10 protein-coding genes and 2 pseudogenes are annotated in these 11457 nt (G+C 64.7%); 8 read left to right on the forward strand and 4 right to left on the reverse strand.

Translation table 11 applies throughout. The annotated features are described in order from the left end of the window. Nucleotides 1-30 precede the first annotated feature (30 nt). The 6 genes and pseudogenes from atpG to VEIS_RS02350 all read left to right on the forward strand — a co-directional run bounded on the left by atpG (nt 31) and on the right by VEIS_RS02350 (nt 4365). Nucleotides 31-906 (forward strand): F0F1 ATP synthase subunit gamma, encoded by an 876-nt coding sequence (gene atpG / locus VEIS_RS02330; RefSeq protein ID WP_011808280.1) that lies wholly within the window; start codon nt 31-33, stop codon nt 904-906. 43 nt (nt 907-949) lie between these two features. Then, nucleotides 950-2365: a F0F1 ATP synthase subunit beta gene (atpD, locus tag VEIS_RS02335; RefSeq protein ID WP_011808281.1), complete on the forward strand. Its 1416-nt coding sequence runs from the start codon at nt 950-952 to the stop codon at nt 2363-2365. 51 nt (nt 2366-2416) lie between these two features. Further along, a complete protein-coding gene (locus VEIS_RS02340; RefSeq protein ID WP_011808282.1) occupies nt 2417-2833 on the forward strand; it encodes a F0F1 ATP synthase subunit epsilon in 417 nt (138 codons plus the stop codon). Nucleotides 2834-2864: 31 nt separating this feature from the next. Then, nucleotides 2865-2954: pseudogene (locus VEIS_RS30155) on the forward strand (type II toxin-antitoxin system PrlF family antitoxin); the annotation flags it as partial. Next, nucleotides 2955-3304 (forward strand): annotated as a pseudogene (locus VEIS_RS28090) (type II toxin-antitoxin system YhaV family toxin); the annotation flags it as partial. It abuts the pseudogene before it with no gap. Further along, nucleotides 3301-4365 (forward strand): serine/threonine protein kinase, encoded by a 1065-nt coding sequence (locus tag VEIS_RS02350; RefSeq protein ID WP_011808284.1) that lies wholly within the window; start codon nt 3301-3303, stop codon nt 4363-4365. The pseudogene VEIS_RS28090 and the gene VEIS_RS02350, both read left to right, overlap by 4 nt. 37 nt (nt 4366-4402) lie before the next feature. On the opposite strand, the gene htpG is transcribed toward VEIS_RS02350, so the two are convergent. The 4 genes from htpG to VEIS_RS02365 all read right to left on the reverse strand — a co-directional run bounded on the left by htpG (nt 4403) and on the right by VEIS_RS02365 (nt 9152). After that, the gene (gene htpG / locus VEIS_RS02355) at nt 4403-6391 is read right to left on the reverse strand and encodes a molecular chaperone HtpG (protein ID WP_011808285.1); all 1989 of its coding nucleotides are present in this window, start codon (nt 6389-6391) and stop codon (nt 4403-4405) included. A gap of 260 nt (nt 6392-6651) precedes the next feature. Further along, nucleotides 6652-7569 carry a pseudouridine synthase gene (locus VEIS_RS02360; protein WP_011808286.1) on the reverse strand — a complete coding sequence of 306 codons (918 nt, stop codon included), beginning with the start codon at nt 7567-7569 and terminating at the stop codon, nt 6652-6654. Nucleotides 7570-7709: 140 nt separating this feature from the next. Then, nucleotides 7710-7979 (reverse strand): hypothetical protein, encoded by a 270-nt coding sequence (locus tag VEIS_RS30160; RefSeq protein ID WP_232287821.1) that lies wholly within the window; start codon nt 7977-7979, stop codon nt 7710-7712. Nucleotides 7980-8012: 33 nt separating this feature from the next. Then, on the reverse strand, nt 8013-9152 hold the full coding sequence (locus VEIS_RS02365) for an esterase-like activity of phytase family protein (protein ID WP_157048367.1): 1140 nt from the start codon (nt 9150-9152) through the stop codon (nt 8013-8015). 200 nt (nt 9153-9352) lie between these two features. On the opposite strand from VEIS_RS02365, the gene VEIS_RS02370 reads away from it, so the two are divergent. Both VEIS_RS02370 and VEIS_RS02375 read left to right on the forward strand, forming a co-directional pair. Continuing rightward, nucleotides 9353-10339, forward strand: a complete 987-nt coding sequence (locus VEIS_RS02370) for a tripartite tricarboxylate transporter substrate-binding protein (protein WP_011808289.1) — start codon at nt 9353-9355, stop codon at nt 10337-10339. Between the two features lie 22 nt (nt 10340-10361). Further along, on the forward strand, nt 10362-11396 hold the full coding sequence (locus tag VEIS_RS02375) for a Bug family tripartite tricarboxylate transporter substrate binding protein (RefSeq protein ID WP_011808290.1): 1035 nt from the start codon (nt 10362-10364) through the stop codon (nt 11394-11396). Nucleotides 11397-11457 lie beyond the last annotated feature (61 nt).

Below are 11457 nucleotides of genomic sequence, written 5' to 3' on the forward strand. Positions count from 1 at the left end.
ACCCCTTGACCGACGCAAGAAGGAGTTCATATGGCAGCTGGTAAGGAAATCCGCGGCAAGATCAAATCGGTGGAAAACACCAAGAAGATCACCAAGGCCATGGAAATGGTCTCGGTTTCCAAGATGCGCAAGGCGCAAGAGCGCATGCGTGCCGCCCGCCCCTACAGCGAGAAGATCCGCAACATTGCGGCGAACCTTGGCAAGGCGAATCCCGAGTACACGCACGCCTTCATGAAGAAGAACGACGCCAAGGCGCTCGGCTTCATCATCGTGACGAGCGACAAGGGCCTGTGCGGTGGCTTGAACACCAACCTGCTGCGCGCCGTGACGGCCAAGCTGCGCGAAGCGCAGGCCGCCGGCGTGGCGATCGAGTCGGTCGCCATCGGCAGCAAGGGCCTCGGCTTCCTGAACCGCATCGGCGCCCGCGTGGTCGCGCATGTCACCCACCTGGGTGACACGCCGCACCTGGACAAGCTCATCGGCCCGGTCAAGACGCTGCTCGACGCTTACGCGGAAGGCAAGCTCTCGGCCGTGTACCTGAGCTACACGAAGTTCATCAACACGATCAAGCAGGAGCCGCTCGTCGAGCAGCTGCTGCCGCTGGCCGAAGACTCGCTGAAAGTCGAGGAAGGCCAGCATTCGTGGGATTACATCTACGAGCCCGATGCGCAAAGCGTGATCGACGAGCTGCTGGTCCGCTATGTGGAGTCGCTGGTCTATCAGGCCGTGGCAGAGAACATGGCGTCCGAGCATTCGGCGCGGATGGTGGCCATGAAGGCTGCCACCGACAACGCAGGCAATGTGATCAGCGAGCTGAAGCTGGTCTACAACAAGACCCGCCAGGCCGGCATCACCAAGGAGCTCTCGGAAATCGTTTCGGGCGCTGCGGCGGCCGCCGGTGTCTGAGCCCTTCGGACCTCAACAGATTTAAATTTTTATCGGAGCAGACATGGCTCAAGCAGAAGCAGTTCAAGGCAAGATCGTTCAGTGTATTGGTGCTGTGGTCGACGTGGAATTCCCGCGCGACAAGATGCCCAAGATCTACGACGCCCTCAAGTTCGAAGGCAGCGCACTGACGCTCGAAGTCCAGCAGCAGCTCGGCGACGGCGTGGTCCGCACGATTGCGCTGGGTTCTTCCGACGGCCTGCGCCGCGGCCTGATCGTGACGAACACGCAAGCCCCCATCACCGTGCCCGTGGGCAAGGCGACGCTGGGCCGCATCATGGACGTGCTGGGCGCGCCCATCGACGAGCGTGGCCCGGTCGACCAGACGCTGACCGCCTCCATCCACCGCAAGGCTCCCGCGTACGACGAACTGTCGCCGTCGCAAGACCTGCTGGAAACCGGCATCAAGGTGATCGACCTGGTGTGCCCGTTCGCCAAGGGCGGCAAGGTGGGCCTGTTCGGTGGTGCCGGCGTGGGCAAGACCGTGAACATGATGGAACTCATCAACAACATCGCCAAGGCTCACTCGGGTCTGTCGGTGTTCGCTGGTGTGGGTGAACGTACCCGTGAAGGCAACGACTTCTATCACGAGATGGCCGACTCCGGCGTCGTGAACCTCGAGAAGCTCGAAAACTCCAAGGTCGCCATGGTCTACGGCCAGATGAACGAGCCCCCGGGCAACCGTCTGCGCGTGGCCCTGACCGGCCTGACCATCGCCGAGTCGTTCCGCGACGAAGGCCGTGACGTGCTGTTCTTCGTGGACAACATCTACCGCTACACGCTGGCCGGTACCGAAGTGTCGGCACTGCTGGGCCGCATGCCTTCCGCCGTGGGCTACCAGCCGACGCTGGCCGAGGAAATGGGCCGTCTGCAAGAGCGGATCACGTCGACCAAGGTCGGCTCGATCACCTCGATCCAGGCCGTGTACGTCCCTGCCGACGACTTGACCGACCCGTCGCCCGCCACGACCTTCGCCCACTTGGACTCGACCGTGGTGCTGTCGCGTGACATCGCTTCGCTCGGTATCTACCCCGCCGTGGACCCGCTGGACTCGACCTCGCGCCAGCTCGACCCGAACGTGGTCGGTCAAGAGCACTACAACGTGGCCCGCGCCGTGCAAGGAACGCTGCAACGCTACAAGGAACTGCGCGACATCATCGCCATTTTGGGCATGGACGAACTGGCGCCTGAAGACAAACTGGCCGTGGCCCGCGCCCGCAAGATCCAGCGCTTTCTGTCGCAGCCGTTCCATGTGGCCGAAGTGTTCACCGGCTCGCCCGGCAAGTACGTGCCGCTGTCGGAAACCATCCGCGGCTTCAAGATGATCGTCAACGGTGAAGCCGACCACCTGCCGGAACAAGCGTTCTACATGGTGGGCACCATCGACGAAGCCTTCGAGAAGGCCAAGAAGGTGGCCTGATGGCATTGCGCCACCTGCCACCCTGCCATCCCTGTTTCCCCGGGAACCATGATGAACACCATCCACGTTGATGTGGTCAGTGCCGAAGAATCGATCTTCACCGGGCAAGCGCGCTTCGTGGCGCTGCCCGGCGAGGTTGGCGAACTGGGCATTTATCCCCGCCACGCCCCGCTGATCACCCGCATCAAGCCGGGCTCGGTGCGCATCGAAATGGCCGACGGCAGCGAAGAATTCGTCTTCGTCGCCGGCGGTCTTCTGGAAGTGCAACCCCACTGCGTCACGGTGCTGTCCGATACGGCAATCCGTGGCAAGGACCTGGATGACGAGAAGGCCAATGCCGCCAAAGCCGCCGCCGAAGAAGCGCTCAAGAATGCCAAGAGCGATCTCGATCTGGCCAAGGCCCAGTCCGAATTGGCCGTGATGGCGGCACAGATCGCAGCGCTGCGCAAGTTCCGACAAAAGAAGTGATCAATGCCCCAGGGATCGGGCCTTCGTCCAGATATCCACGCTGATCGACCGCTACCAGACCACGGTGCCCGAAACGGTCCGTTGCGCGCTTGGCCTGGGCAAGCGTGACAAGATTCACTACATCCCGCAGGACCCGGGCAGACCCGAATACCGTCAGGGTAGCGCCCTGGGCAATGCGTACAAGCACTGGGGTTTCGGGCCAAGTTCTTCCAGCAGTCCCGGCTGTTTTTCTTTTTCCGGCTTCACGCACCGGGCAAGATGATCGTGCTGGCCTGGGTCAATGACGAGGACAGCAAGCGCGCCAACGGCAGTGGCAATGATGCGTACCGGGTGTTCGGGAAAATGCGGCAAAGCGGCCATCCCCCGGATGATTGGGGGCAGTTGCTGCTCCAGGCGCGCGCTCGAAATGAGCGCTTGGCGGGCCTTGGCAATCCCGGTGCGGCCGGCTCTGGCAGCGACAATGGGGCATGAACCCACAGCCCTCAGACAATAGCCCGAGCACCGCCGCAGTCACCGATCTGCATCCCTACGCCCGCCTCACTCCGGACCATGTGCTCGACGCGCTGGCCAGCGTGCAGTTGTACGGCGATGGTCGCCTGATGGCCCTGTCATCGTATGAAAACCGGGTCTACCAGGTGACGCTGGAAGACGGCCAGCGCGTGGTGGCCAAGTTCTACCGCCCGGGCCGTTGGGATGCGGCGCAGATTCTGGAGGAGCATGCTTTTGCCGCCGAGTTGATGGCCGCCGAGGTACCCGCCGTGGGCCCGATGGCATTGAACGGCGCCACGCTGCACCAGCATCAGGATTTTGCCTTCTCGGTCAGCCCCTGGCGCGGCGGCCGCCAGCCCGAGCTGGACGACCCCGAAGTGCTGCAATGGATTGGCCGCTTTCTGGCGCGCATCCACACCGTGGGCGCCGCACAACCTTTTGTCCACCGGCCCCGGCTGGATTTGCAGGACTTTGGCGTTGCATCGCGCAACTGGCTGCTGGAGCAGCAGGTCATCCCGCTGGACATGCAGGCCCGTTGGCGCGAGCAGTGCGACAAAGCCATCGAATTGATAGCTGACGGCGCGTGTAGCACCTGTGCTGGCGGCCCATCTGGCTTGAAGGACGCGCGCCTGATCCGCCTGCACGGCGACTGCCACCCCGGCAATATCCTGTGGACGCCGCTGGACGAATATGGCCGGGGTGGCCCGCATTTCGTCGATCTGGACGATGCCCGCATGGGGCCGGCCGTGCAGGATCTGTGGATGCTGCTCTCGGGCGACCGGCGCCAGCGCACGCAGCAACTCGGCGCCCTGCTCGACGGCTATGAGCAATTGCGCAGTTTTGACCAGCGTGAACTGGCGCTGATCGAGCCGCTACGCACGCTGCGCCTGATTCACTACAGCGCCTGGCTGGCGCGCCGCTGGCAAGACCCGATCTTTCCGCTGAACTTTCCCTGGTTCGGCAGCAGCGACTATTGGCGCGGTCAGGTGGACATGCTGATCGAGCAGATCGAAGCCATGCAGGAGGCGCCGCTGATGGTCTGAAACGCGCCGGCCGGGGGCCAAGCAGGGCGTGGCCGCGTCACACCAGCAACGCATTCACGCGCTTGACATAGGCCGCCGGGTCGGCGGGCAAACCGCCTTCGGCCAGCAGGGCCTGGTCGAACAGGATATGCGCCAAGTCATCAAAGTGCTGGCTGCCGTCGAGCTTCCTGACCAGCGCATGGCTGGCGTTGACTTCCAGCACCGGCTTGGTCTCGGGGGCCTGCTGGCCGGCCTGCTTGAGCAGCCGCGCAAGCTGGGTGCTCATGCCGTCGCCGTGCACCACCAGGCAGGCGGGCGAGTCGACCAGGCGCGTGGTCACGCGCACGTCTTCGGCCTTGTCCTTGAGCGTCTCCTTGAGCCTGGCCAGCAGGGGTTTGAAGGCTTCGGCGGCCTCCTCGGCGGCCTTCTTCTCGGCCTCGTCTTGCAGCTTGCCCAGGTCGACCGCGCCCTTGGCCACGCTTTGCAGCGGTGTGCCATCGAACTCGTGCAGGTAGTTCAGCGCCCACTCGTCGACGCGGTCGGTCATCAAGAGCACCTCGATGCCCTTTTTCTTGAAGACCTCGAGCTGCGGGCTGTGTTTGGCGGCGGCCAGCGTGTCTGCGGTGATGTAGTAGATGGCCTCCTGGCCCTCCTTCATGCGCGCCTTGTAGTCGGCCAGGCCCACGCTGGCCTGGTCGCTGCTGGTGCTGGCAAAGCGCAGCAGCCGGGCCAGGCGCTCGCGGTTGGCGAAGTCTTCGCCCAGGCCCTCTTTGAGTACCGCGCCGAACTCGGCGTAGAACTGGCTGTACTTGCCTTCCTTGGCCTTGTCGTCGGCGTCGACGACATCGCTGACTCGGTCAGCCCCTTCGGCGGGTTGGGGGGCTGGGCTGTCATGCCGGTCATGCCGGGCCAGGTCTTCCAGCATGCTGAGCACGCGCTTGGTCGAGCCTTCGCGGATGGCGCGCACGTCGCGGCTTTCCTGTAGCAACTCGCGGCTCACGTTCAGCGGCAGGTCGGCCGAGTCGATCACGCCCTTGACAAAGCGCAGGTAGGTGGGCAACAGGGCCTCGGCGTCGTCCATGATGAAAACGCGCTTGACATACAGCTTCACGCCCGCTTTCTTGTCGCGGTTCCACAGATCGAACGGCGCCTTGGCCGGGATGTACAGCAACTGCGTGTACTCGGTACTGCCTTCCACGCGGTTGTGCGCCCAGGTCAGCGGGGCCAACGGGTCGTGGCTGATGGTTTTGTAGAACTCGGCGTACTGTGCGTCGCTTACGTCCTTCTTCGGGCGGGCCCACAGGGCGCTGGCCTGGTTGACGGTTTCCCAGTCGCCGGTCTTGACCATGGCACCGGGCTGGCGGCCGCCTTTTTCGTCGCCGGGGTTGATCAACTCGCCGTCTTTCCACTCTTGCTTTTCCATCAGTATCGGCAGGCTGATGTGGTCGGAGTACCGGGAGATGATGGACTTGAGCTTCCAGTTGTTCAGGTATTCCTCGGCGCTGTCGCGCAGGTGCAAGATGACGCTGGTGCCACGGGCGGGCCGGTCTATGGTCTCGACCTCGAAGTCGCCCGTGCCGCCGCTGGCCCAACGCACACCCTCGCTGGCGGGAAGACCGGCGCGGCGCGATTCCACCGTGATTTTGTCGGCCACGATGAAGCCCGAATAAAAGCCGACACCAAACTGGCCGATCAACTGGGCATCCTGCTTTTGGTCGCCCGAGAGCTGGCCCATGAAGTCCTTGGTGCCGCTTTTGGCGATGGTGCCCAGATGCTCTATCGCCTCTTGCTGGCTCATGCCGATGCCGTTGTCGGTGATGGTCAGCGTGCGGGCGGTCTGGTCGAAGCTCACACGCACTTCGAGCTGGGGCGCATCTTCAAACAACGCCGGCTGGTTCAACCCGGCAAAGCGCAGCTTGTCGCAGGCATCGGAGGCGTTGGAGATCAGCTCGCGCAGGAAGATTTCCTGGTTCGAGTACAGCGAGTGGGTGACCAGGTGCAGCAGTTGGGCCACTTCGGCCTGAAACGACAGGGTTTGCTTGCTCATGGGAGAGTTCTCTATGGGGTGAAACAGGTCAGTACAAAAAAGGCCGGCACCGGGTAGGAGTAGTGCAGTGCACGCCTGTGCACCGCCTGCCGAACCGGCAGGCGTGATCTATGGGCATTGCGCAAGGGTTTCAAGAGGGGGATCAAGGGGTTTCAGAGGGCAGGGGCTGGACGCACGCATGGGCATCGAATGCGCGGTCGGCCGGCGCCGGCACAGCCGCCCGGGTATCCGCCCGCCCAATGCGCAGCAAGGGATGGCGCTCAAAACTGCTCGTCGGCCGCAAGGTAACGCCACTGGCCCGCCGGCAAAAGGCCCAGCCGCACGCGGCCGATGCGGACGCGCTTGAGGCCCACCACCGTCAAGCCCACCAGCGCGCACATGCGGCGGATTTGCCGCTTCCTGCCCTCGGTGAGCACAAAGCGCAGTTGCTCGGGGTTTTGCCAATCGACCACGGCGGGCTTGAGCGGCTGGCCGTCCAGCGACAGGCCATGGCACAGACTGGCCAACTGCCCGGCCGGAAACACCGAGCGCACATCCAGGGCCACGGCGCCGTATTGCACGCGCACCAGATATTCCTTGTCCACCGTGGAGTCCGCGCCAATCAACTGGCGCGCCACCCGTCCGTCCTGTGTGAGCACCAGCAGGCCCACCGAGTCGATGTCCAGCCGCCCGGCAGGCGCCAGGCCGCGCAATTGCGCCGGGGCAAAGCGGTTGCGGCTGGTGTCGTCGCGCCAGTGTGTGCGCTGGTCGATCAGCGCCACGGCGGGCCTATGACCATCTTCTGCCTGCCCGCTCACATAGCCCATGGGCTTGTGCAGCAAGATGGTGACACGCTGCCGCTGAGCACCCCGGGCCTGCTTGTCGACCGCGATGCGGTCGCTGGCCGTGACCCGCAGGCCGATGGGCGCGACCTGGCCGTTGACCCGGACCCGGCCTTGGGCAATCCAGTCGTCGGCCTCGCGCCGGGAGCACAGGCCGAGTTCGGCCATGCGCTTGTTCAGGCGCAAGCGGTCGGTGCCGTTGGCCGTGCCCGGCACGGCACCCCGTGCTGCGTCCGGTACGACGCCCGCTGCCATGCCCGCCGGACATGCCGGCGTTGCAGGCTTGGCGGCCGCCGTGGGCCGGCGCAGCACGGCGCGCGGCGCCGGCGTGGGGGCAGAGGGGTTTGAAGAGGACATCGAGGGTTTCGCCCGAACAGGAATTTCCGGCAAATTGTCGGCGCAAAAGCCGGATCAGGTCGACTCGGGTGCCGATGTCGGCCCCCGTTGCCGCCACCCAAGCCGCGCCCCCGGCAGCTCCCGGGCGGTGCCGACCACTGTCAGGAACCGGAATCCCGACCACGTTCCCGCACGGCCTGCTCCGGCCTGCCGCCGAACGCTCCGATGCGCCGGCGCTGTGCGAAAAAGAATATGGCATCTGTCGTTGCTAGTGTCGCGTCACCGATCAGATGTCGTAGGCTGCGCGCAGCCATCGGAGCGCAGCGCAAGGCGCATCGCGCAGCCCATACCGAGCGTATTGGCAAGCGATGCAACGCCGCGATGCGCTTCGATGGCCAGCGCGGACCGACAGATGATCGGTGACGCGACACTAGCCTCTTGGTACGCGTAGCCGCACTTCGGAATCAGTTTGCCAACACCTCCAGCACGATGAACTGATTGGTCTGGGTCGCCGAGAAGTTGTTGTCGGACGCCAGGACCAAGGTGCGATTCCCGTTGGGCAGGGTCTTGCCCCAGGTGATGGCCTCGATGTTGTCCAGTTTCACTCCCTGGTAGCGGAGGGGCATTTCCAACAGCAGCCTGCGGCTCATCGGCGTGTACTTGGCTTCGACCAGGCTGGCGATGCGGCTCACGTCGGTGGTGGTGTCGTTGATCTCGGTCCACACCAGGCGGATGGTGTTGCCCACGCCGAAAGCAAACGCGCGCTCGACGGCGATGAACTGGCGCGGGCCTGCGGCCAGCATGTCTGACAGGCCATTGTCCGGCCCGAATGCTGCATCAGGCTTGCCATCCACCGGTATCTTGGGCAACTCGTAGGCGTATTGCGCACGCGCCTGGCCAGTGCCGGGGTCCAAGGCCGTCACCCGAACCACGCTGCCCGCCTGCAAACTGGCGCTCGGGCCATCCTCGATCAGCGCGTCTTCATTGGCCACATACACCGTGCCATCAGGCGCCACGGCCAGAGACTCGAAGACCTTGTTGTTGCGCGCTCCCTGCGTGCGGTTGTCCACATAGTGGTAGATGGCCGGAATGGCAAACTCCCGCACAAAAGCGCCTTGCGCCGTCATCTGGCGCACAAAGGGCTGGAAGCGGCGGGCAGCCGCAGCATCCCAGTTACCCTCGGAGGCCCAGTACAACTGCCCGCCCGCAGCCACGCGGATGGCTTCCGGGTCTACCGTGCGCGTGGCCGCCGGGAACGCGCTGCCGTCCTCGCGCAGCATGGCGGTCTGCCGGTTGATCTGCACGCTCACGTTGCCGCTGGCCTCGTAATCGATGCTGAGGTTGTAAAAGCGCGGGACTCGTCCGTCCCCGCCACGCTCGTCCGATAGCGCCCAGTAGCTGCCGTCCGCAGCCCGGTCCAGGCCCGAGATGCCGCCAAACTCTACCCCCTCGAACAAGGTGCCGGTGGGGATGGCGGCAGCGCCGAGCAGGCGCAAGGCGACGATCGGCGGGCCAGCACCAGCACCAGCACTACCGCCACCGCCGTCACTGCCACCACAGCCGGCCAGCACCAGCAATGCCAGCAGCACCCGGGACACGGCCATGCGGCGCGATGAATGTGCAAACCCCATAGGCCCTCCTGCGATCGATCGGAAGGGCAAAGCCTATTGGAGCGGTATTTCCCGAGCATGACACTGGAATATCCGCAATGCCCCGGCCCAGGCCCCCGGCTATCATGGCCCGGTATCCACAGCCTTCCACCGCCACATTCGACCCCCTTGCCTGAAAGGCAAAAGGAGATTTCATGAAAACCATGCTGAAAATCGCACTGCTCGCCGCAGCCACTGCCACTGCCTTCGGCGCCACTGCCCAAGACTTCCCCGCCAAGGACAAGACCATCACCGTGGTGGTGCCCTTTTCTGCCGGCGGTCCCACCGACCGCGTAGCGCGCGACCTGGCCGAAGCCCTGCGCAAACCGCTGGGGGTTACCGTGGTGGTGGACAACACGGCCGGTGCCGGCAGTTCCATCGGTTCAGCCCGCGTGGCCCGCGCCGCAGCCGATGGCTACACGCTGCTGCTCAACCACATTGCCATGTCCACGATGCCGGCGCTCTACCGCAAGCTGTCGTTCAACGTGGCCAACGACTTCGAGTACCTGGGCCTGGTCAACGAAGTGCCGATGACGCTGATCGGACGGCCCACGCTGACGGCCAACAACTTCAAGGAGTTGAGCGCCTGGATTCAGCAGAACAAGGGCCAGATCAACCTGGGCAACGCCGGCCTGGGCGCTGCCTCGCACCTGTGCGGCCTGATGTTCCAAAGCGCCGTGCAGGTCGAGATGACCTCCGTGCCCTACAAGGGCACGGCCCCTGCGATCACCGACCTGATCGGCGGCCAGATCGACCTGCTGTGCGACCAGACCACCAACACCCTGGGCCAGATCGAAGCCAAGAAGGTCAAAGCCTACGCCGTGACCACCAGCCGGCGCCTGACCATCCCGGCCCTCAAGGACCTGCCCACGCTGGCCGAGACTGGCCTGAAGAACTTTGAAGTGAGCATCTGGCACGGCCTGTACGCCCCCAAGGGCACACCGGCCGATGTGCAAAAGAAGCTCAACGACGCCCTGAAGGTAGCGCTGAAAGACCCTGATTTCATCAAGAAGCAGGAAGGGCTGAGCGCCGTGGTCATCACCGACCGGCGCGTCGAAGGCGCCGAGCACAAGAAATTCGTGCTGTCCGAAATCGAAAAATGGGGCGCCGTCATCAAGGCTGCGGGCACCTACGCCGATTGATCCACCGACAAGCCACGATCCCATGCAAGCGCAACCCTGGCACCTGTTTCGCAGTTCCCGCCGCCGCGCGGTCATTGCCGGCGCGCTGCTGTCGGCCTGCGTGACAGGGCTGACATCCACAGCCCAGGCCCAGGCCGCCTGGCCGGGCAAGCCGGTGCGCATCGTCGTACCCTTTACCCCCGGCGGCACCACCGACATTCTGGCCCGGGCCATGGCGCCAGAGCTCTCGCGGGCGTTCGGCCAGCCGTTCATCGTCGACAACCGCGCTGGCGCCGCCGGCAACCTGGGCTCCGAGATCGTCGCCAAGTCGCCCGCCGACGGCTACACCTTGCTGATGGGCACGGTCGGCACCCACGGCATCAACCGCGCGCTGTATGCCAAGTTGTCCTACGACCCGATCCATGACTTTGCCCCGATCACGCTGGTGGCGTCCGTGCCCAATGTGCTGGTGATGAACCCCGACAAGGCCAGGAGCATGGGCGTGCGCAACGTGCAGGACTTCATCCGTGTGCTCAAAGCCAACCCGGGCAGGCTGAACATGGCATCGAGCGGCAGCGGCACCTCGATCCACCTGGCCGGTGAACTGTTCAAAAGCATGACCGGCACCTTCATGCTGCACCTGCCCTACCGTGGCTCGGGCCCTGCGCTGGTGGATCTGATGGCGGGCAATGTCGATGTGATGTTTGACAACCTGCCCTCGTCGATGGCGCAGATCAAGGCCGGCAAGCTCAGCGCATTGGCGGTGACGAGTGCCGAGCGCTCCAGCGCCCTGCCCGATGTGCCGACGGTGGAGCAGGCCGGCGGCCCCGCGCTCAAGGGCTATGAGGCCAGTTCATGGTTTGGCCTGCTGGCGCCCGTCGGCACCGCCCCCGAGATCATCCAGCGCATCCAGCACGAAGTGGCCCGGTCGCTGGCCACGCCGGCGCTCAAAGAGCGCCTGCTGGCCCAGGGCGCCATCCCCGGCGGCAACAGCCCCGCAGAGTTTGCCAAACACATCGCCGACGAGCACCGCAAATGGGCGCAGGTGGTCAAGGTGTCTGGGGCGCAGGTGGATTGAGGGCCGCGCCAGCATGGCATCGACATCAGCGCCGCACGGCCGCCCGAAGGCGCTCATACCG

It is taken from the genome of Verminephrobacter eiseniae EF01-2 (genome assembly GCF_000015565.1).
Taxonomy (GTDB): Bacteria; Pseudomonadota; Gammaproteobacteria; order Burkholderiales; family Burkholderiaceae_C; genus Acidovorax; species Acidovorax eiseniae.

Bases quoted from the DNA above. Each gene is read 5' to 3' on its own strand.
- VEIS_RS02340 (WP_011808282.1), top strand. From the start codon at position 2,417: ATGAACACCATCCACGTTGATGTGGTCAGTGCCGAAGAATCGATCTTC.
- VEIS_RS02365 (WP_157048367.1), bottom strand. From the start codon at position 9,152: ATGGCCGTGTCCCGGGTGCTGCTGGCATTGCTGGTGCTGGCCGGCTGT.
- VEIS_RS02360 (WP_011808286.1), bottom strand. From the start codon at position 7,569: ATGTCCTCTTCAAACCCCTCTGCCCCCACGCCGGCGCCGCGCGCCGTG.
- atpG (WP_011808280.1), top strand. From the start codon at position 31: ATGGCAGCTGGTAAGGAAATCCGCGGCAAGATCAAATCGGTGGAAAAC.
- VEIS_RS02370 (WP_011808289.1), top strand. From the start codon at position 9,353: ATGAAAACCATGCTGAAAATCGCACTGCTCGCCGCAGCCACTGCCACT.
- VEIS_RS02375 (WP_011808290.1), top strand. From the start codon at position 10,362: ATGCAAGCGCAACCCTGGCACCTGTTTCGCAGTTCCCGCCGCCGCGCG.
- htpG (WP_011808285.1), bottom strand. From the start codon at position 6,391: ATGAGCAAGCAAACCCTGTCGTTTCAGGCCGAAGTGGCCCAACTGCTG.
- VEIS_RS02350 (WP_011808284.1), top strand. From the start codon at position 3,301: ATGAACCCACAGCCCTCAGACAATAGCCCGAGCACCGCCGCAGTCACC.
- atpD (WP_011808281.1), top strand. From the start codon at position 950: ATGGCTCAAGCAGAAGCAGTTCAAGGCAAGATCGTTCAGTGTATTGGT.